Source organism: Thalassotalea sp. HSM 43 (assembly GCF_004752005.1).
In the GTDB taxonomy this organism is placed as follows: domain Bacteria; phylum Pseudomonadota; class Gammaproteobacteria; order Enterobacterales; family Alteromonadaceae; genus Thalassotalea_A.
Genome location: NZ_CP038493.1, coordinates 3,274,532 through 3,294,141, shown reverse-complemented (window position 1 = coordinate 3,294,141; position 19,610 = coordinate 3,274,532). Strand labels below are relative to the sequence as shown.

Sequence of the window (19,610 nt, the reverse complement as noted above, 5' to 3'; positions counted from 1 at the left end):
CACATATGCGCATTACCCTGATTGCCGTTGGCAATAAGATGCCAAAATGGATTGCTGAGGGGTTTAGTGAATATGCCCGTCGCTTTCCTCGTGATCTGAGCTTTGATCTGGTAGAAATCACCCCAGGTAAGCGTGGTAAAAATGCTGATATCGCTCGTATTCTAGAAAAAGAAGGCGAGCAAACCATGGCTGCGGTACCAAAAGGTTCTCGTGTCGTGACCTTAGAAGTGGAAGGCAAGCCATGGACCACGCCACAACTCGCGACTCAATTGCAAAATTGGCAAATGGACGGCAGAGATGTGGCGTTATTGGTAGGTGGTCCTGAAGGTTTGGCGCCGGCATGCATAAAAGCATCGGAACAAAAGTGGTCATTATCGCCTCTAACGCTACCACACCCCATGGTAAGGATCATGATTGCAGAAAGTCTGTATCGTGCCTGGAGTATTAATAATAATCACCCCTATCATCGGGAGTAGTAACCCTTGGCAGTAAAACGGGTCAGTATAAAAAACCATAGCGCTGAAGCGAACCTATTCGCACGTCGCGCATTTATCACCTTTATCGGCGTATTGGTGATGATTTTGATATTGTTCAACAATATCTATGACCTAGAAGTTAATGCCTACGAGAAATATCAAACTCACTCTAACAAGAACCGCATCAAGCTGCTGCCGGTTGCGCCGAATCGAGGTCTAATTTATGACCGCAACGGCGTGTTGCTCGCTGAAAACCGCCCCGTTTTTAGTTTGTCGATCATTCCTGAGCAAGTCGATGATATCAACGATACATTGACCACCTTGGCAGAAATTATCGCCATTGACGAAGAGCAAAAGCAAAACTTTATCAAATCAATGCGTTTTAAGCGTCGCTTTAAACCGCTTGAATTAATCTCCAGACTCAATGATGAGCAAGTTGCCAAAGTATCCGTAAACCTGCACCGCTTGCCCGGTGTGGTTATAGATGCACGCCTAAAACGCTACTATCCGTTTGCCGATCTGACCACCCACTCGCTTGGCTATGTTGCCAAAATTAATACTCGAGATTTAAATCGACTTGAGCAACAAGATAAACTCGAACAATACCAAGCAACGCGAGATATCGGCAAGTTAGGGCTTGAGCGTTTTTATGAAGATATGCTGCATGGGCAAATGGGCTATCAGGAAGTTGAAGTGAATAACCGTGGCCGTATTCTGCGCACGTTAAACTATACACCACCGGTATCCGGCAAAGATCTAACCCTTAGCCTTGATATTGAATTGCAAATGATAGCCAAACGCGCCTTATCAGGTACCCGTGGTGCGGTTATCGCCATGGACCCGAGAGACGGCAGCATCTTGGCGTTTTATTCAAACCCCAGTTATGATGGCAACCTGTTTGTACACGGCATTTCATCAAAAAATTACAAGAAACTCCAAAACAAAGATAAGCCGTTAATCAACCGAGTTACCAAAGGTACGTACCCGCCCGCCTCAACCATCAAACCATTTCTTGGTTTAATTGGTCTTGAAGAAAATTTAATTCGTGAAGAATCAAAAATATGGGATCCGGGTTGGTTCCGCTTAAAAAATGGTAAGCGTAAATATCGAGACCACCTTAAATGGGGACACGGTTGGGTGACCCTTGAAGAAGCGGTTATGCGCTCCTGCAACACCTATTTTTACGATTTAGCCTACAAGATTGGTGTAGATCGTATCAGTGAAAATATGGCTAAATTTGGCTTTGGTGAATCTACCGGTATCGATATATATGAAGAGAGCCCTGCTATCTTACCAAGTCGAGGCTGGAAACGAGCTCGCTACAACCAACCTTGGTATCACGGTGACACGGTAAATATTGGTATTGGTCAAGGTTACTGGACAGTAACGCCGATTCAATTGGCCCAAGCGACAAGCATTTTAGTGAACAAAGGCCGTGTTGTTGAACCGCATTTTGTTTCACATATTCACGAGCCCGTTGAGTTAACCGCAGAAAATAGCTTAGCTGAGGCAACGGATGGTATCGACATTGCCACTTCCCGTGACGTAGAAAAACAAATTGTCCCGTTTGAAATTAATGAAAAGCCACCGATAGTGCTGGCCGATGAAAAAAACTGGGACATTATTCTTGATAGCATGCGCGCGACGGTTGGCAAACCTGCGGGTACCGGTTATAACGCGTTTTTAGGTAGCGATTACCAAGCCGCGGGTAAATCAGGTACCGGTGAAGTTGTTGGTCGTGCTGAAGATGTTGACTATGATGCGACAAAATTATCGGAAAATCAGCGTGATAATGCGATGTTTATTGCTTATGCGCCGCATGATAAACCAGAGATTGTTGTTGCCATAGCCATTGAAAATGTCGCGGTAGGTGGTGGTGGTTCAAACGCCGGCCCGGTTGCCCGTCAAATCATGGATCAATATTTCGCCAATCGCGCCTTGGTCAGTAAAAGTCAGAGCAAAAATAAATAATGATACGCAATACCGGTAAAGACGAAACAAAGAAGAAATCCTTTTTGCAGCGGATCCATATCGATTTGCCGTTGTTATTTGTGTTGTTGGTATTAATGAGTCTAGGCCTGGCTGTGATTTACAGCGCAGGTGGTCAAGATATGGACTTGGTAGTACGTCAAGTGATTCGCCTAGGCATAGGTTTAGGTGTCATGTTTGTGGTTGCGCAAATCCCCCGGTGGTTTATCAACGCTGGGCTGTGGTGGTGTTTGTACTCGGTCTATTGATGTTGCTTGGCGTGTTGTTGTTTGGCCATGTTGGTAAAGGTGCGCAGCGCTGGCTCGATTTGGGCTTTATGAAATTCCAACCCTCGGAAATCATGAAACTTGTGGTACCGATGACCGTTGCTTGGTTTATTGCAAAATATGATTTACCAGCAAAAACCAAACACATCATTATCGCCTTTGCCTTGGTTATGATCCCAACCTTAATGATCGCCAAGCAGCCGGACTTAGGAACCTCGTTACTGATTGCCTGCTCTGGTGTATTCGTATTATTTTTGGCAGGTGCCAGTTGGCGTTTAATTGGCGTATGTGCGGGATTATTATCGGCTTTCCTACCAATTTTGTGGATGTTTTTGATGCGTGATTATCAAAAACAACGGGTGCTGACATTCCTGAACCCTGAAGAAGATCCGCTCGGTGCTGGTTATCATATCATTCAATCTAAAATAGCTATCGGCTCTGGTGGTTTAACCGGTAAAGGCTGGTTACAAGGTACCCAATCACAACTGGAATTTTTGCCTGAACGTCATACCGATTTCATCTTCTCTGTATTCAGTGAAGAGTTTGGCTTATTTGGTGTCATTGGCTTATTAACCATCTACTTATTAATTGTTATGCGCGGTTTGTGGATTGCCACTCATGCTCAAGAGGCCTTCACCAAACTATTGGCAGGTAGCCTGACCTTAACGTTTTTCGTTTATGTGTTTGTAAACATCGGCATGGTATCCGGTATCTTGCCTGTGGTTGGTGTGCCACTGCCATTGGTAAGTTATGGCGGCACCTCCATGGTTACCTTGATGGCCGGCTTTGGTGTACTGATGGCAATCAGTACTCACAGGCGATTAATTTCCTCTTAAACGAATAAAATACCATATTGGCCTGAATGTGCTGTTGTACTTGCACTGCAGGCCATTTATAGTTGGAGTATTCGTTTCTCAATAATAATAAACAGAACTCTCCATGAAGAAGCCCGTTTTAAGTCTAGCGTTTTGCGCCTGTGTCACCTTGATTGGCTGTCAAAGCCCTGAGCCTTCCCGATATTCGCAAAAACATGACAGCATTCCGAGTCGCTTACCTAGCGAGCAAGAACTCAATGAACCACAGCCGCAAGTTGTCGAGAAGAGCCGTGGCGGCAATAAAGATTACCAAGTGTTTGGTATTCCTTATCAGGTCATGGACAATGCTGAAGGATACGTGCAAACGGGTACCGCATCTTGGTACGGAAAAAAGTTTCATGGTCATCTAACATCAAACGGTGAAGTGTACGATATGTATGGTTTTTCAGCCGCGCATAAAGCCTTGCCTTTACCTACCTATGTGCAAGTAACCAATTTAGAGAATAATCGTAAGGTCATTGTTCGCGTCAACGATCGTGGTCCATTTCATCAAGATCGCTTAATCGACTTGTCATACAGTGCCGCTTACAAATTAGGCATGCTTAACAAAGGCACTGCAAAAGTAAAAGTTGAAGCGATAACTAAATCTAATATCGCTCAGTTTGTGCCGCAACAAACACCTAACGACACGGCGGTAACTAGCCCGTTAATTGCAAAGCAAAACGCTGTGCAAAAAAACCAAGTTCAGAGTGATAATGGCAAGGTGTTTCAACCTTATATTCATGTGCTGGTAACCCGCAATAAAATGTTGGCAGATAATACAGCCAAAGGGTTAGAGTTTTTATTACAGGTACCGGTAAATTTAACGCAAAATAATGAACTTTTTCGGGTGCAAATAGGACCAATATCAGAGGCGAAGCAAGCGCAAGAATTATTAGCCAGTTTGCATAATCAGGGTTATAAAGAAGCATATCCGCTGTTTGCGCCAAAATAACAGAAAAAAGCCGGTCAAAAGGCGCTGATAATAGCAAAATAAGCGATCAAGCCTCTTAACAAAGGGGCCAATATTGCTATACTATTCGGCAATTTTGCAAAAACAGCACGTTCACCTAATAAAAGCATAAAGAACGTCGTTTCACTCACTATTTCAAATATAAAAATACACAGGTTAATAATGAGCAATTCAGCTAATAAATTAATTCAATTATTGTCAGGCATTGTGCTGGCTAGTACAGCCACAGTCGCAAGCGCTAAAAACATCATTCCAGCGCCTCCACAAATTAACGCCGAAGGGTATATTTTAATCGATCATGCAACCGGCCATATCATTGCCGAAGGTAATGCCGATATTCAATTAGAACCTGCATCATTAACAAAAATGATGACCAGTTATATTATCGGTAAAGAAATTGAATTAGGTAATATCTCGAATGACGACAAGGTCATGGTAAGTGAAAACGCTTGGGCGAAAAACTTCCCTGATTCGTCAAAAATGTTTATTGAAGTAGGTACTGAAGTACCGGTTAGCTTACTAAACCAAGGTATTATTGTTGCCTCAGGTAACGATGCTTGTGTGGCTATGGCGGAACATCTTGCAGGCAGTGAAAGCGCATTTGCAGATATGATGAACGCGTACGCACAGCAATTGGGTATGTCAGGCTCTAACTTTGAAAACTCGCATGGTTTAAGTGGTACAAACCACTTCACTACACCACGCGACATGGCGACGCTTGCTAGCGCTCTTATTGAAGACGTGCCAGATGAGTATGCTTTGTACAAGCAAAAGTCATTCACCTACAACAACATCAAGCAATACAACCGTAACAGCCTGTTATGGGATAAGAGCCTAAATGTTGATGGTTTAAAAACAGGTCATCACTCAAAAGCCGGTTATAACTTAGTAACCAGTGCGACTAAAGGTGACATGCGTTTAGTAACCGTTGTAATGGGCACTGACAGCGAACAGGCTCGTAAGATTGAAAGTAAGAAGCTTCTAAACTACGGTTTCCGCTTTTTTGAAACAGTGACTCCTTACGCTGCCGGTGAAAGCTTTGCTACCAACCGTGTATGGATGGGCGATATTAAAGAAGTTGACCTAGGTATTTTGTCTGACGTTGCGATTACCATCCCTCGCGGTCAAAAGAAAAACCTTGAAGCGAAAGTAAAATTAGATCGTCAATTAACCGCGCCTTTGGCTAAAGGTGAAGTTGTTGGCAGTGTGTCGTTGCAATTAAATGGTGACGAAGTGGCAAACTACCCATTAGTTACACTACAAAATGTTAATGAAGGCAGTATGTTTTCACGTCTAGTTGACTACGTTAAATTGCAGTTTCAATAATCGAGGCTAACTCATCTGGATACCGTCTATTTAAATGGCGAGTGGCTCGCCAAACAGCAAGCAAAAATCTCTATTTTCGATAGAGGCTTTTTGTTTGCAGACGGTATCTATGAGGTTATCCCCGTATACCATGGCAATCCCTTTCGCTTAAACGAGCACCTCAACCGCCTACAATACTGCCTAGAGCAAATTCAGCTCACATCGCCCTACTCGTCAGAACAATGGCAAACCATCATAGAGCAACTGATAGAGCGCAATGGCGGTGGTCATATGTCAATTTATTTACAAGTGACCCGTGGCGTTCATGACGAGCGAGATCATCTCTACAAAGAAAATATAACACCGACCGTGTTATTGATGGCCAGCCCGTTAACTGTCGCTGAACAACCCCTTACATCCTGCAAAGCAACGCTATTAGCAGACACTCGATGGCAACATTGCGACATAAAAAGTATTGCCTTGTTAGGTAATATCATGCTGCGCAATCAGGCCCAAGCTAAAGGCTATGATGAAGCCATTTTGCATCGTGATGGCAAAATTACTGAAGGCACCACATCGAATGTCTTTATCGTCAAAGACGGCACCGTCTACACGCCACCGCAAAACAACGACATATTAGGCGGCATTACTCGCGACGTAATTATTGAACTTTGCCATACTGCAGGGGTTGAAATACAACAACAGTGCATCCATATAGAGCAATTGTTGGCTGCTGACGAAGTATGGATAAGCTCTTCAAGCAGAGAAATTTCCCCTGTCATACAAATTGATGATAAAATAATCGGCCATGGTAAAGTCGGTCCGATCAGCAAAACGCTGTTTGCGGAATTTCAGCATTTTAAACGTCAATTATTGGCGACAAAAAGCAAATAAAGCTTGTTATCGCGGGTGCATCAACATGTACCGATACGAACCTTGTCAGCGCAAGACTCAAGCAGCCTACAACCACCATTAAATTTATATTTGTATATGGCCCAAGGCCAGTTATAAGAGAGTTATATGAAAGCTAGATTCGATGAAATAATTGAATTTCCTTATGTATTTAATTTTAAAGTGATGGGTTTAGCGGTTCCTAATTTGCCCGATCTGGTTGTTGCTGTATTGCAAAGTGACACACCGGGTGATTATGTACCAACGATTAAACCAAGCAGTAAAGGCACCTATCACTCTGTTTCTGTTCGCGTTACGGTAAATAGTCAAGCGCATATAGAAAAGCTGTACAAAGAATTGTCGGCCATTGAAGAAGTCCGTTACGTATTATAAACACCAAGCCTAGGCCAACAGTATTGTCCAATGGGCGATGATAGGTGTTACTTATTGATGACACTGGTTCCAGCAATGTTCAGGCGTAAGCCTTCAGCCTTGCTGGATTTTTAGATTTATATGGCTATAATGGCGGCCTAATTTTTTAACTTTGGAATGAATGTGAGCTACCCACTGGTTATTCGTCAACTCGGCAACATGGATTATGAAACCGTATGGCGAGCAATGCAGCAGTTTACCGATGATCGCGACGATAGCGTCGACGACGAACTTTGGTTAGTAGAGCACCCTGCGGTCTTTACGCAAGGACAAGCAGGCAAAGAAGAACATTTATTAATGCCCGGCGATATACCGGTTGTAAAAGTCGATCGTGGCGGACAGGTAACCTATCACGGCCCTGGTCAGCAGGTGATCTACTTTATGATCAATCTACGTAGACGCAAGATGGGTGTACGAGAATTAGTGACCTTAATCGAGAACGGCATCGTCAATACGCTCGCTCAATACGATATTAAGGCGTATCCAAAACCAGATGCACCTGGGGTGTATGTCGATGACAAAAAAGTCGCCTCACTTGGTTTAAGAGTTCGCAAAGGTTGTTCATTCCACGGTTTAGCGATTAATGTAAATATGGACATGTCACCTTTTTTACGCATTAACCCATGTGGTTATGCCGGTTTAGAGATGGTGCAAACGGCTGAATTAGATGGGCCGGATAACGTCAGTGAAGCTGGCGAGAAGTTACAGCTAGAATTACAACAGTTATTGCAAGCTGACAATGTCGAATACAAAACAGGTTTAGATGAATTATGAGCAACACAACTGAGCGTTTAAAAACCTCGCAAATTGCACCAGGTACAAAGCTACGTGATGCCGATAAAATGCAACATATTCCGGTGCAAGTGATCCCAAGCGAACGTGAAACCATGTTGCGTAAGCCTGAGTGGCTGAAAATTAAGTTGCCACGTACCACGGAAAATATCGATAAGGTAAAAGCCGGTCTACGTAAAGGTGGTCTGCACTCTGTATGTGAAGAAGCCTCATGCCCTAACCTGGCGGAATGTTTTAACCATGGTACAGCGACGTTTATGATCCTTGGTGATATCTGTACACGTCGTTGCCCGTTTTGTGATGTTGGCCATGGCCGCCCATTAGCACCGGATGCGGATGAGCCAAAGAAACTTGCTATGACACTTAAAGACATGGCGCTTAAGTACGTAGTTATTACCTCTGTTGACCGTGATGACTTGCGCGATGGTGGTGCTCAACAATTTGCTGACTGTATTCGTGAAATCGGTGAGCATGCGCCACACACGAAAGTAGAAATTTTGGTACCAGATTTCCGTGGCCGTATGGACAAAGCATTAGAGATACTTAATGCGCATCCACCACAGGTATTCAACCACAACCTTGAAACCGCGCCACGTCTTTACAAAAAGGCACGTCCAGGTGCGAATTATCAGTGGTCTCTTGATCTTCTACAGAAATTTGGTGAAGCGAACCCTGAGGTACCAACCAAATCAGGCTTGATGGTCGGTTTAGGCGAGACCAATGAAGAGATTCTTGAGGTTATGCGCGACTTACGTGCACACGGTGTGACCATGCTAACCATAGGTCAGTATTTACAACCGAGTAAGCACCACTTGCCGGTAGAGCGTTATGTTCACCCTGATGAGTTTGAAATGTTCCGTCAAGAAGCGATGAAAATGGGTTTTGAACATGCCGCCTGTGGTCCATTAGTACGCAGCTCGTACCACGCTGATAAGCAAGCCGCTGGTGAAGAAGTTAAGTAACTTAACCTAAAGCAAATAAATAAGGGCTGTGTATGATAATTACCCAGCCCTTTTTTGTATCTGCTTGCCAATATTGAAGTGGACATGTTGCACTGTTTGTCAGCCAATACGTCATTGTTTTATCGGGTTATTTATAATGACTCTGTTAAGCCAGTTGCCTCACTAAGTTCAATAACCTTTATTATTACTATATACGTGGCAACCACATTCCCATAGTGGCAGCAAAGATGCCTCCCGCCATGGCCAAGGTTAATAACGTTAGCACAACAGATACACTTATTTTATATAAATGGTTTTGACTCTCAAAAGCGTTAAAATATAACTGCGCCAACGCTAACGGAATAAGGTACTGGGCAAAGCCGAGAAACGTTAAAAACGGCCCTTCAAACGTTTTCGGATCGAAACCAACCGGTGCTTGATGAATCATGAGCCATAACATTAATCCGATACGAAAAAACCACACCCCGCCCATAACAATAAACAATCGAATCGCCCAACGACGATGCGTTTTTATATCTCGTTTTATTGCAAAATAAACCGCTAAACTGGCGAAAACCATAATCAATATAGCGTTTATGCTAATACTGTATTTGGTCATTTCGCCACCGGCAACACCGCGTGACCACACCATAAATAAGCCACCGACACTTAATATCAGTGCGGTTAGGATATAGATTCGACCATTGATTCGATGGAATTTAGGCGCTAAACGTCGTATCTGCGGTATAAGCTGCAGCGGTCCGCCTATCAAGACCACCAAGGCGAACAGTAAATGCGTGCCAACGGCTATATTACCTATGGTGTCTCCGGCAATGTAGCCATGCGGCATAACTTTATTCCAACCGGCAAAGTTTCCCTCTAAAGAGGCACCGCCATAAAATATCGCCACATAAGATGCGAAGATCCATTGACCAAATACGGTCACGAAAAACCAAAATTTAGCACTGTGACTCAACCAGTTATTTTTTATCGGACGAGCAAGAGGTTCATTGGCGGTTAAAGCTTGTTGCATGTGTACTTCCTTGAAAACATTTTTGTCATGTAAAAATTATTATTAAAGGAAGTAAAGCAAAGACCGCGCCAATAAAATAAACGTATGAAAATCATAAACATACGATTTATGAAAATTAGGTTAATGCGAAGTTAACTAATTATTAGCTATTTAAGTGATTGAAATATTAGTGGAATTAACCAACTATATGAACATTATAAGTCTGTAGATATCAGATCTTACAATAATTCTTAAATAGCCAATTTAGAAAAAGAGGTGTTGAGGCATCGCCAACGGCTCACCCTATTCTAGTTATTTTCACTAGAATAGTAGCTAACGTCAGATACGCTTAATAGCCAATTTAAAAAACATTTTGCTTCTACAGCGTTTTTAAGTTGGATGTGTTTCTTACTTTGCAAATCGGTAAAAATAACGTTTTGTTTGTTTACTGAGATTTGAGAAATAGGTGGAGATACTTGGAAAGTATTTGAGTTGGTATTTATTGTCATTAATGAAATTCTTTATATTTGTATAGTGATATGGTCGTAATGGGTCACTCCTGACGTTTAGGGTGCAGTGATATCAATATGGGTGGAAATAAGCAAGGCTAGATAAATATCTAGCCTTGTTATCTATAAACTAGATTACAGTCACGTTAGCAGCTTGAGGACCTTTTTGGCCTTGCTCAACAGTGAAAGAAACAGCCTGGCCTTCAGACAAAGTCTTAAAACCTTCAGAAACAATAGAACGGAAGTGAACAAAAACGTCTTTGCCGCCATCGTCTTGTGTAATGAAGCCAAAACCTTTATCTTCGTTAAACCATTTTACTACGCCAGTTACTGTGTTAGACATATTTGGAGCCTTTTTTAAATAATGTTGTTTTGCGGTGGAAATCCACCAATGGAGCTATAGATAGCCGGTAGCTAGTAGAGCATATGAATATCTATAAACGACTTAAAAAGGAGAATAAAGAGAATACAGAGCAGTATAGAAAAAGCTATTAGCAATCCAAAGCGAGCACATAGTACATTTTTTATTCTCTCGAGTCTAGAGTATATTTGCAATCCTTGATAAAAACATTATTTTTTTGCAAAAAAACATGGTTAAGTCTAAAAAATCATCGAGATATGGGTAAAAAATATATATTTAAGCAATTCAGATTGCTACAGGCTCGGTACAATCCGGTAAAATTAGCGAGAAGATACTGTGAGTTCACTTAGCCAAATGACATGCTTTGATGCAATATGGCTAGAGCAACAGCGAAATTGCCGCACCGATATAAGTATTACCGCTTATACTTAGCTTCTATATTAAAAAGCATTGATATAGTTTAGTAAATACCAAGCAAACACTCTCACCTATTGTTTGAGGTTAACATGACGAAAACCATACTGATCACCGGCGCAACCGATGGCATAGGCCTTGCCACCGTTAATATGTTGGCCGAGTTGGGGCACAATTTGATTTTGCATGGCCGTAGCCAACAAAAATTAAAAGATGTCGAGCAGCAAGTAAAAGGTGACTTTAATATACAAACCAGCAGTTATGTCGCTGACCTTACTGATCTTGGCGCCAGCAAACAGATGGTCGATGACATTAATAACGCACATCCAGTGGTTGATGTGGTGATTAACAACGCTGGCGTATTTAGCGTGGCACAAACCAAAACCAAGCAAGGGTTAGATATCCGCTTTGTGGTCAATACGTTTGCCGCCTACCTATTAACCCGTGAATTTATGAAAGTAATGCCAGCCAGTGGTCGCATTATCAACCTTTCTTCGGCGGCACAAGCGCCTGTTTGGTTAGATGCCTTATCAGGTTCTGTCGATATGGAAGACAATAATGCCTATGCGCAAAGTAAACTGGCACTGACCATGTTCTCTCGATACTTAGCCGAGCATAAAGCAACAACCGAGCCTATTATCATTGCTGTCAATCCAGGATCCTTACTCGCCAGCAAAATGGTCAAAGATGCTTATGGTATTGCCGGCAATGATCTCAGTATTGGCGCAAGAGTATTAACCGATGCCGCATTGTCCGATCGTTTCGGCAAAGCCAATGGCTTGTATTTTGATAATGATTCCGGCCAATTCGCCTCCCCACACCGAGATGCACTGGACCAAGATATCTGTAGCAAAGTCAGCAAAGCGATTGAAGATAAGGTAAATTGGTTGCTACAGCAATAAACGTGGTATTAACGGAATAACATCATGACGCCAGCGATAGACTTTGCCAAAAAACACAATCTAGCTCACACAATTCATAGCTACCAGCATGATGCAGATTGTCAATCTTATGGACTAGAGGCGGTCGAAAAACTCGGCGTTAATGCAAGCCAGGTTTTTAAAACCTTAGTGTTAACATTAACCGATGAACGCTTAGTCGTTGCGGTCATTCCTGTACAAGCCAAACTAAACGTTAAAGCCGTCGCCAAGATATTCTCAGTCAAAAAAGCCAAGATGGCCGAGCCAATGGTCGTGCAGCGAAGTACCGGATATATTCTTGGTGGCGTCAGTCCGCTTGGACAAAAGAAAGCGTTGGCAACTCTCATAGACAGCAGTGCAGAGCAGCATGAGTGCATTTTTGTCAGCGCCGGCCAACGAGGGCTGGAAATAGAATTAGCAAGTACTGACTTGTGCAAGTACACAAATGCCAGATACGCTGATCTGGCATTATATGGTTAACCAATGACAAGCGGTGATAAATTTCGCTAGCTGGCGAAAATAACTTTAACGTCGGCGGTAACGCTGACTTTATCGGCGTTTGCAACCCAAGTACTCAGTGTCACGGTCTTTTCGTCAACGTTTATGTCTTTCACTTTGCCGTTAAAGCTCAGCGAATCCCCCACACAATTAAAGCTGTTCATGCGCAGCGGACCTATTTTACGAATAAAGATGTTTACACCACCCCACTGTCTGACTAAGCGCTCTATCATGCCATATAAAAAGAAGGTATTGGCGTAAGCATCAGGCGCACCGGTTGCTTGTGCGACAGATTTATCATGATGGATCAAAGACAAATCTCGGTTAGCCGCGGCCTCCATAACTAAGCGCTGCAATGTGATGTCGATATCAATCGCCGGCAATAGGTCACCAATGCTAACATCAGTGAGCGTTTTCGATGTACTCCAATCTATGGTTGTAGATGCAGACATTAGGCCTCCTCACTTGCCGGATTAAAGCGAAAAATATCCAACATGCCAACCGCCACAATGTCATCATGTTGATTGGTGTAGGTATCTTTTTGTTTAAAGAAAGCACCTTTACCCACTTTCAATTGTTTTTCAGTTATTGACAGCAGCTCGTGGGTTATAGTGATCTCGTCGCCATGATATATCGGCTTGAAGAACTCCATTTCCATACTGGTCGCAAAACTTAAACTGAACGGCGCTGGTACCTCAAATATCACAGGAATAGGAATTTGAATCGGCTCATCACCGATTTCAAAACGTTTATCTCCCGCTTGCCAATGTGCCGGTTGCCCCAATGTCATCGCCATCGCGCTAGGTACTATCTTGGCATCGTAACCAGCCTTTTGAGCAACGTCATCATCTACAAACAATGGTGAATAGAATTCTTTTGGCTCCAACCAACGACGGACACTTGATGCATCCGCCTTGTCTGCACCTTTGGAGATACCGACAACCTTGCCTACGTAAGACAAAGCCTGCTGCCAGGTACCTTGTTTACCCCAACTAGGCTTGTCTGTGTTTGCGGTCATGATTACGCCTCAACAATCTTAAAGAAAGGCAATTTGAAATCTTCATTCGCCTTTTCAAAGACCACTTGCACTCGATCACCAATCTTAGCTTGCTCGGGACCACAACCAACAATATTTGAAGCCATGCGAACACCTTCATCAAGATCAATCCAAGCAACCGTTATTGGTAACTCATCGGAAAATTCAGCTGTGGTGCCTAAGTATGTCGTGGTCACGGAAAAGATTGTGCCTTTGCCGCTTGCTTCAACCCAGCCTAAGTCTTTTGACCAACAATGAGGACAAATACGGCGTGGATAAAAGATATTACTGTCACAACTATGACAGTGTTGAATCACTAACTTATCTTGCTGCACAGCATCCCAAAAGCCCTGACTTTCTTTGCTGATATTCGGTAAAGGTCGTTTTAATTCAGTCATGATTATTCTGCTCCCCAAATTGTTGTTAGTGCATTCATACCTGAACCACCTGCGGTAACTACCATCACTTTGTTCGCGCCGTCGACTTGGTTGTCACCAGCTTCGCCACGCAATTGGCGCGCTACCTGACAATAAAACGCCATAGATACACCAGAGCCAGTATGACCACGACCGGTAGCATCGCCCATGGTTGTGCACGGTGTTTTGCCACCTAATAATGTGTGCCCTGCGGCATGATAACGAGCGCCCTCACCTTCATCGCACAAACCAACCGCTTCTACGTAAGCACATTGAGAAAATGGATATGCACCGTAAATTTCGTGAATGTCGATATCGTCAACGTTTAAGTTGGCTTGTTGCAACGCTTCACTTGTTGATTTTTTATAAGACTCACGCCAGTAGACGTCTTCTCGCACAGCAGGTGTTGCGCCAATAAATGCCGAGCCATGACCTAGTTTCCAAACCGGCTTAGCACAGTGCTTCTTAGCATAAGCTTCAGATGCAATGATCAAACAACCACCACCATCAGCAAGCATATTGCAATCTTTCGCTCTTAATGGCGTCGAGATTTTACGGGCATTGAGAATGTCATCCATGCTTTGCGGTTTATTAAAGAACAATGACATCGGGTCACGTGAGCCCCAGTCGCGCAAAGCATAAGTAACCGACGCCATCTCTTGTTCGCTGGTGTTGGTTTCGTACATATAACGTTCGGTAATTAGCGCCATAGCACCGTTAAAGGTCATGCCGAATGGGAATTCCCATTCAGGATGCATAGGCGCTTTGGCGAAAAAGCTAATTAAGTCTTCGGCAGGTATATCAGATTGCACGGTCGTATGCGGGACAATAACCACTTCAGCCATGCCTGAGGTGATCCACTGTTCAGCCATACGAACACAGTTGGTCGTTGATGCACCACCCGCGTTACAGATCATATTGTCTTTAACCCCTTTAAGGCCAAAGTGCTCCGGTATCAATCCGAATGCGGTTTGTGAAATCAAATCAGGTTGAGCCTGTGGTGCCACATTAATCACACCTTGAATATCGTCTTTATCGATACCGGCATTACGAACCGCACCTGTAATCACTTCCTCGAGAATATCCCATCGAGTTCGTTCGGGATTTATTTGTGTTGGTACTTCGTGGTAACCAATTATTGCAATTTTACCCATAATATCTCTCGTTAACTAAACAAGCATCAAGCCAAGCTTGATCACCTATTTCTTATTTTTATCTTTATTTAAGTATCGGCCCAAAAACACTAATGAGCCCAACTCAATAAACACTAACACCAGATAAAAAGGTTTTCAACCAAGATAATTTGGCAAAACGAGAAATATAAGTGAGGTAAACTTATTTGCCTATATTGCTTAGTGAAGAAAACTAATTAGACAGGGTTTTGCACCGCTTTTTGAGCCCTTAAGCAAGTGCCAAATTAGGCGCAAGGGCAATGAAATCAAGGCTGTTGCGTAAGTGTTCAGGTTTATTTCCGCTTTATGTCAATTTGATCGCTTGGCAGGTTTGTCTTAAGCGCACTTTTTATGTACCTTAAGTGTCAATTTAGTGTAATCACTTTAATCTACCGAATGAAACCGCCTCATAATTAGAGCGGTCGCAATAGCATTTTAGGAGCTGAAATGGCTGGATTTAATAAAGTCGTAAATTCTTACGAAGAAGCAATGGCCGGTCTTGAAGACGGCATGACTGTAATTGCCGGTGGCTTTGGCCTGTGTGGGATCCCAGAAAACCTTATCAAAGAAATTAAACAAAAAGGTACCAAAGATTTAACGGTTGTATCAAACAACTGTGGTACCCATGAGTATGGTTTAGGCGTATTACTTGTTGATAAGCAAATTAAGAAAATGGTTGCTTCATATGTTGGCGAAAACGACATGTTTGAACAACAAATGATGAGTGGTGAACTGGAAGTCGAATTAACACCTCAAGGTACACTTGCAGAAAAAATGCGCGCCGGCGGTGCTGGTATCCCAGCGTTTTACACCGCAACCGGTTACGGTACTCCTGTTGCAGAAGGCAAAGAAGAACGTCAATTTGATGGTCGCGACTATATCCTTGAAGAAGCTATCACCGGTGATTTTGCCATTGTTAAAGCCTGGAAAGCCGACACCTATGGCAACTTAGTCTTCCGTAAAACAGCTCGTAACTTTAACCCGATGGCGGCAACAGCAGGTAAAATTACCGTTGTTGAAGTAGAAGAAATTGTTGAGCCGGGTGAATTGGATCCAGATGAAATCCATACCCCAGGCATCTATGTTAACCGCTTGATCAAGGGTACATTCGACAAGACCATTGAGCAACGCACTGTGCGCGCCAAATAAGGAGAAAGATAATGGCTTTAACTCGTGAACAATTGGCAATGCGTGTTGCACAAGAACTGAAAGACGGTTATTACGTAAATCTGGGTATTGGTATTCCTACCTTGGTTGCCAACTATGTACCAGACGGTATTGAAGTAATGCTGCAATCGGAAAATGGTTTATTAGGTATGGGACCTTTCCCATACGATGATGAGGTTGACGCTGATCTTATCAACGCCGGCAAACAGACGGTGACCATGGCCAAAGGTGCGTCATTATTTGATAGCGCCGAATCATTTGCCATGATCCGTGGTGGTCATGTTGATTTAACCGTATTGGGCGCTTTTGAAGTAGACGTTCAAGGTAACATTGCCTCGTATATGATCCCAGGTAAACTGATTAAAGGTATGGGTGGTGCAATGGATCTTGTTGCTGGTGCGGATAACATTATCGTAACCATGACCCATGCGTCTAAGCACGGTGATTCAAAGCTTTTGGCTGAATGTACCTTGCCGTTAACCGGTAAAGGTTGTATCAAAAAGGTATTGACCGACCTAGCCTTTATCGAAATTAAAGAAGGTAAGTTCCATTTACTAGAGCGAGCTCCTGGGGTTAGCGTTGAACAAATCGTTGAGTTAACCGCAGGCGAACTTGTGGTTCCTGAACACGTTCCAGAAATGCAGTTTTAATTTAGTAAATCAAGTCCTCACTTTCTATTAAAAATCCCTGCCCCGGCAGGGATTTTTGCTCAAAATGATATAACTCATTCCCTGCCGACACGATAAGCTAGTATGGTATTTAACTAAAAATAACGATAACAAGTTTAGCTCTAGGAAATGACAACAATGAGTAAAAGAGAAGTAGTATTTCTAAGTGGTGTTCGCACCGCCATTGCCGATTTCGGTGGTTCACTAAAAACCGTAGCGCCAACAGACTTAGCCGCTACCGTCGTCGCCGAAGCGGTAACTCGCGCCGGTATTGATAGCGAGCAAGTTGGTCACTGCGTGATTGGTAATGTCGCCCATTCGGATCGCCGTGATATGTATATGTCACGCGTTGCCGCGCTCAAAGCTGGTTTACCTGAATCGACGCCATCACTTACCGTAAACCGCTTATGTGGTTCCGGCTTACAAGCGGTAATTTCTGCCGCTCAACTGTTGCTTTTGGATGATTGTGATGTGGCTGTTGCCGGTGGTGCAGAATCTATGTCGCGTGTGCCATTTTGGTCACCATCGACTCGTTTTGGCGCGAAAATGGGCGATGCACAATTAGTTGACCCTATGGTTGGTGCCCTTACCTGCCCGATCAATAACACGCATATGGGCGTTACCGCAGAAAATATTGCTGAGCAATGGCAAATAAGTCGCGAAGAGCAAGACGAAGCGGCAGCAGAATCTCATCGACGTGCACAACGCGCCATACAACAAAACCGTTTTGACTCACAAATCGTGCCGATTGGAATAAAGACTCGAAAAGGTATGGTCGAATATACCAACGACGAGCATGTACGCTTTGACTGCAGTGCCGATGATATGGCCAAACTACGCCCGGTTTTTAAGAAAGACGGTACCGTAACCGCCGGTAATGCCTCAGGTATTAACGATGCCGCAGCGGCATTGGTTATGGCCGACAGCGAGTACGCACAAGCGAATGGCCTTAAACCTGTTGCTAAGCTCATCGGTTATGCCTTTGCCGGTGTCGCCCCTGATATCATGGGTATTGGTCCTGTACCCGCGGTAGAAAAGCTACTGGCGAAAACAGGTATTAATAAAGATGACATTGATGTTTGGGAAGTCAATGAAGCGTTTGCTGCCCAAGCGCTGGCCGTGTGCCGCGATCTTGAGCTGGATATGGATAAAGTGAATCCGAATGGTTCAGGTATCTCGCTTGGCCACCCTATCGGTGCTACAGGCTCACTGATCACCGTCAAAGCCATTCATGAACTTGAACGCGTGCAAGGCAAATACGCGGTTATTACCATGTGTATTGGTGGTGGTCAGGGTATTGCGGCATTAATCGAACGTTGTTAAAACTGTTTTAGTAATTATAAAAAAGGAGGCCTTGGTCTCCTTTTTCTTTGCCTGTAGGAAACTCGCAACAAGATGTTTTCCTTACTAAACTGAACATTACCTTATCGCTGATGCATGACAAATTTAAGCTAACTCTCTATGGCCGATACTGATCCTTTATGTCGCTACCACGATGAAGACGGATTTTGCTGCGAAAATTACGCCGGCGACTCAGGTTGGTGTTATTGGCATGACAGTGAGATCAGCAAAGATGATGACGATATCGTGGATAAATTGCAGGATTATGCACGTAACGGCGGCTTTACCCGGGGAATTAGTTTAAAACATGCTGATTTAAGCGGTATTGATTTGGTTAATCATCACCACAAACAGGGGTTCGATTTTAGCTATGCTGACTTTTACCGAGCGAACTTAACCAAAGCGCATTTGTTCAATATCAACCTCAGTCATGCCAGTTTGATGAAGGCCAACTTAACCGAAACCAATTTGCACTGCGCCAATTTACACGAATGCAATTTGTTAGGGATCAAATGGCAAAGTGCCAAAATTAAGAATATTCAAATCGGACAACACTTAAAGCAAGAGCGCCAAGGGCGCAGAGCTAAAGATAATAACGATACTGTCAGGGCTCACGACTTATTTGAACAATCCGAAGAAATATATCGGGATATGCGCAAACATGCTGAGCGTGAAGGACTGTTTAAAATAGCGGGTGGCTTTTTAAAGAAAGAATTGACCATGCGTCGCTATCAAATGCCCAAACCATCATTAGCACGCACCATGTCGAAGATTGTTGATTTATTTTGCGGTTACGGCGAAGAGCCCATTCGCGTTGTAAACTTCTCCATTGTGTTAATTGTTATCTGTGCGCTATTGTACTTTTTTACCGGTATCCGCTTTGACGGAGAAAATCATTATTTTCAAGCACAGTTTGGTGCAGGGCAAAACCTGCAGCATTTCTTAACCTGCTTGTATTATTCTGTCGTCACGTTTACCACGTTGGGCTATGGTGATATTACCCCAATTGGTATATCTCGGTTTGTCGCCGCTTTTGAGGCGTTTACGGGTAGCTTCACTATCGCTTTGTTTGTGGTGGTTTTTGTGAAAAAAATGACCCGCTAATTGCGAAGATAATTGCGACGTGAATTACGACGAGAATTGTGACAAAAATTAAGCCATTAAAAAAGGCGACCTA

20 protein-coding genes and 1 pseudogene are annotated in these 19,610 nt (G+C 43.4%); 15 read left to right on the top strand and 6 right to left on the bottom strand.

The window, feature by feature from the left end:
- The first annotated feature begins 5 nt into the window (after window positions 1-5).
- From rlmH to lipA, 9 genes and pseudogenes are all read left to right on the top strand, one after another.
- Window positions 6-476 (top strand): 23S rRNA (pseudouridine(1915)-N(3))-methyltransferase RlmH, encoded by a 471-nt coding sequence (rlmH, locus tag E2K93_RS14420; protein ID WP_135439771.1) that lies wholly within the window; start codon window positions 6-8, stop codon window positions 474-476.
- 6 nt (window positions 477-482) lie between these two features.
- A complete protein-coding gene (gene mrdA, locus E2K93_RS14415; RefSeq protein WP_135439770.1) occupies window positions 483-2,447 on the top strand; it encodes a penicillin-binding protein 2 in 1,965 nt (654 codons plus the stop codon).
- Window positions 2,447-3,567, top strand: a pseudogene (gene rodA / locus E2K93_RS14410) (rod shape-determining protein RodA). Before mrdA ends, rodA begins: the two are co-directional and overlap by 1 nt.
- Window positions 3,568-3,670: 103 nt before the next feature.
- Window positions 3,671-4,540 carry a septal ring lytic transglycosylase RlpA family protein gene (locus E2K93_RS14405; RefSeq protein WP_135439769.1) on the top strand — a complete coding sequence of 290 codons (870 nt, stop codon included), beginning with the start codon at window positions 3,671-3,673 and terminating at the stop codon, window positions 4,538-4,540.
- 180 nt (window positions 4,541-4,720) lie between these two features.
- Window positions 4,721-5,884: a serine hydrolase gene (locus tag E2K93_RS14400; protein ID WP_135439768.1), complete on the top strand. Its 1,164-nt coding sequence runs from the start codon at window positions 4,721-4,723 to the stop codon at window positions 5,882-5,884.
- Between the two features lie 90 nt (window positions 5,885-5,974).
- Entirely contained in the window at window positions 5,975-6,757 is a 783-nt protein-coding gene (locus E2K93_RS14395; RefSeq protein ID WP_228445325.1) for an aminotransferase class IV, read from the top strand.
- Between the two features lie 126 nt (window positions 6,758-6,883).
- Window positions 6,884-7,147, top strand: coding sequence for a DUF493 family protein YbeD (gene ybeD / locus E2K93_RS14390; protein ID WP_135439766.1), 264 nt, complete (start codon window positions 6,884-6,886; stop codon window positions 7,145-7,147).
- 156 nt (window positions 7,148-7,303) lie between these two features.
- A complete protein-coding gene (lipB, locus tag E2K93_RS14385) occupies window positions 7,304-7,960 on the top strand; it encodes a lipoyl(octanoyl) transferase LipB (protein WP_135439765.1) in 657 nt (218 codons plus the stop codon).
- Window positions 7,957-8,940: a lipoyl synthase gene (lipA, locus tag E2K93_RS14380; protein WP_135439764.1), complete on the top strand. Its 984-nt coding sequence runs from the start codon at window positions 7,957-7,959 to the stop codon at window positions 8,938-8,940. The genes lipB and lipA overlap by 4 nt, the downstream gene beginning before the upstream one ends.
- Before the next feature lie 187 nt (window positions 8,941-9,127).
- Here the strand turns inward: lipA and E2K93_RS14375 are convergent, their stop codons facing one another.
- Both E2K93_RS14375 and E2K93_RS14365 read right to left on the bottom strand, forming a co-directional pair.
- Window positions 9,128-9,952, bottom strand: a complete 825-nt coding sequence (locus tag E2K93_RS14375; protein ID WP_135439763.1) for a DUF2306 domain-containing protein — start codon at window positions 9,950-9,952, stop codon at window positions 9,128-9,130.
- Between the two features lie 618 nt (window positions 9,953-10,570).
- Complete coding sequence (locus E2K93_RS14365) at window positions 10,571-10,783, bottom strand: cold-shock protein (RefSeq protein ID WP_135439761.1); 213 nt, start codon at window positions 10,781-10,783, stop codon at window positions 10,571-10,573.
- A gap of 524 nt (window positions 10,784-11,307) precedes the next feature.
- Here E2K93_RS14365 and E2K93_RS14360 point away from each other — a divergent pair.
- Together E2K93_RS14360 and ybaK are read left to right on the top strand one after the other, a co-directional pair.
- The gene (locus E2K93_RS14360) at window positions 11,308-12,117 is read left to right on the top strand and encodes an SDR family NAD(P)-dependent oxidoreductase (protein ID WP_135439760.1); all 810 of its coding nucleotides are present in this window, start codon (window positions 11,308-11,310) and stop codon (window positions 12,115-12,117) included.
- Between the two features lie 24 nt (window positions 12,118-12,141).
- Window positions 12,142-12,615 carry a Cys-tRNA(Pro) deacylase gene (gene ybaK, locus E2K93_RS14355; protein WP_135439759.1) on the top strand — a complete coding sequence of 158 codons (474 nt, stop codon included), beginning with the start codon at window positions 12,142-12,144 and terminating at the stop codon, window positions 12,613-12,615.
- A 26-nt stretch (window positions 12,616-12,641) separates the two neighbouring features.
- Here ybaK and E2K93_RS14350 read toward each other — a convergent pair whose 3' ends face one another.
- Genes E2K93_RS14350 through E2K93_RS14335 form a run of 4 tightly spaced genes read right to left on the bottom strand, consistent with a single transcriptional unit; the run spans window position 12,642 to window position 15,239 of the window.
- Window positions 12,642-13,085 carry a MaoC/PaaZ C-terminal domain-containing protein gene (locus E2K93_RS14350; protein WP_135439758.1) on the bottom strand — a complete coding sequence of 148 codons (444 nt, stop codon included), beginning with the start codon at window positions 13,083-13,085 and terminating at the stop codon, window positions 12,642-12,644.
- The gene (locus E2K93_RS14345; RefSeq protein WP_135439757.1) at window positions 13,085-13,651 is read right to left on the bottom strand and encodes an FAS1-like dehydratase domain-containing protein; all 567 of its coding nucleotides are present in this window, start codon (window positions 13,649-13,651) and stop codon (window positions 13,085-13,087) included. Before E2K93_RS14345 ends, E2K93_RS14350 begins: the two co-directional genes overlap by 1 nt.
- Window positions 13,652-13,653: 2 nt before the next feature.
- Window positions 13,654-14,067 (bottom strand): Zn-ribbon domain-containing OB-fold protein, encoded by a 414-nt coding sequence (locus E2K93_RS14340; RefSeq protein WP_135439756.1) that lies wholly within the window; start codon window positions 14,065-14,067, stop codon window positions 13,654-13,656.
- A 2-nt stretch (window positions 14,068-14,069) separates the two neighbouring features.
- Window positions 14,070-15,239, bottom strand: a complete 1,170-nt coding sequence (locus tag E2K93_RS14335) for a thiolase family protein (RefSeq protein WP_135439755.1) — start codon at window positions 15,237-15,239, stop codon at window positions 14,070-14,072.
- A gap of 465 nt (window positions 15,240-15,704) precedes the next feature.
- Here E2K93_RS14335 and E2K93_RS14330 point away from each other — a divergent pair, with 465 nt between their 5' ends.
- The 4 genes from E2K93_RS14330 to E2K93_RS14315 all read left to right on the top strand — a co-directional run bounded on the left by E2K93_RS14330 (window position 15,705) and on the right by E2K93_RS14315 (window position 19,537).
- Window positions 15,705-16,406: a CoA transferase subunit A gene (locus E2K93_RS14330; protein WP_135439754.1), complete on the top strand. Its 702-nt coding sequence runs from the start codon at window positions 15,705-15,707 to the stop codon at window positions 16,404-16,406.
- Window positions 16,407-16,417: 11 nt separating this feature from the next.
- A complete protein-coding gene (locus E2K93_RS14325; protein ID WP_135439753.1) occupies window positions 16,418-17,074 on the top strand; it encodes a 3-oxoacid CoA-transferase subunit B in 657 nt (218 codons plus the stop codon).
- A gap of 156 nt (window positions 17,075-17,230) precedes the next feature.
- On the top strand, window positions 17,231-18,415 hold the full coding sequence (locus E2K93_RS14320; protein ID WP_135439752.1) for an acetyl-CoA C-acyltransferase family protein: 1,185 nt from the start codon (window positions 17,231-17,233) through the stop codon (window positions 18,413-18,415).
- A 138-nt stretch (window positions 18,416-18,553) separates the two neighbouring features.
- The gene (locus E2K93_RS14315) at window positions 18,554-19,537 is read left to right on the top strand and encodes an ion channel (RefSeq protein WP_135439751.1); all 984 of its coding nucleotides are present in this window, start codon (window positions 18,554-18,556) and stop codon (window positions 19,535-19,537) included.
- Window positions 19,538-19,610 lie beyond the last annotated feature (73 nt).

Bases quoted from the DNA above. Each gene is read 5' to 3' on its own strand.
- E2K93_RS14335 (WP_135439755.1), bottom strand. From the start codon at position 15,239: ATGGGTAAAATTGCAATAATTGGTTACCACGAAGTACCAACACAAATA.
- E2K93_RS14360 (WP_135439760.1), top strand. From the start codon at position 11,308: ATGACGAAAACCATACTGATCACCGGCGCAACCGATGGCATAGGCCTT.
- E2K93_RS14405 (WP_135439769.1), top strand. From the start codon at position 3,671: ATGAAGAAGCCCGTTTTAAGTCTAGCGTTTTGCGCCTGTGTCACCTTG.
- E2K93_RS14350 (WP_135439758.1), bottom strand. From the start codon at position 13,085: ATGTCTGCATCTACAACCATAGATTGGAGTACATCGAAAACGCTCACT.
- E2K93_RS14345 (WP_135439757.1), bottom strand. From the start codon at position 13,651: ATGACCGCAAACACAGACAAGCCTAGTTGGGGTAAACAAGGTACCTGG.
- lipA (WP_135439764.1), top strand. From the start codon at position 7,957: ATGAGCAACACAACTGAGCGTTTAAAAACCTCGCAAATTGCACCAGGT.
- E2K93_RS14325 (WP_135439753.1), top strand. From the start codon at position 16,418: ATGGCTTTAACTCGTGAACAATTGGCAATGCGTGTTGCACAAGAACTG.
- E2K93_RS14365 (WP_135439761.1), bottom strand. From the start codon at position 10,783: ATGTCTAACACAGTAACTGGCGTAGTAAAATGGTTTAACGAAGATAAA.
- E2K93_RS14330 (WP_135439754.1), top strand. From the start codon at position 15,705: ATGGCTGGATTTAATAAAGTCGTAAATTCTTACGAAGAAGCAATGGCC.
- lipB (WP_135439765.1), top strand. From the start codon at position 7,304: ATGAATGTGAGCTACCCACTGGTTATTCGTCAACTCGGCAACATGGAT.
- E2K93_RS14375 (WP_135439763.1), bottom strand. From the start codon at position 9,952: ATGCAACAAGCTTTAACCGCCAATGAACCTCTTGCTCGTCCGATAAAA.
- E2K93_RS14400 (WP_135439768.1), top strand. From the start codon at position 4,721: ATGAGCAATTCAGCTAATAAATTAATTCAATTATTGTCAGGCATTGTG.
- rlmH (WP_135439771.1), top strand. From the start codon at position 6: ATGCGCATTACCCTGATTGCCGTTGGCAATAAGATGCCAAAATGGATT.
- E2K93_RS14315 (WP_135439751.1), top strand. From the start codon at position 18,554: ATGGCCGATACTGATCCTTTATGTCGCTACCACGATGAAGACGGATTT.
- ybaK (WP_135439759.1), top strand. From the start codon at position 12,142: ATGACGCCAGCGATAGACTTTGCCAAAAAACACAATCTAGCTCACACA.
- ybeD (WP_135439766.1), top strand. From the start codon at position 6,884: ATGAAAGCTAGATTCGATGAAATAATTGAATTTCCTTATGTATTTAAT.
- E2K93_RS14340 (WP_135439756.1), bottom strand. From the start codon at position 14,067: ATGACTGAATTAAAACGACCTTTACCGAATATCAGCAAAGAAAGTCAG.
- E2K93_RS14320 (WP_135439752.1), top strand. From the start codon at position 17,231: ATGAGTAAAAGAGAAGTAGTATTTCTAAGTGGTGTTCGCACCGCCATT.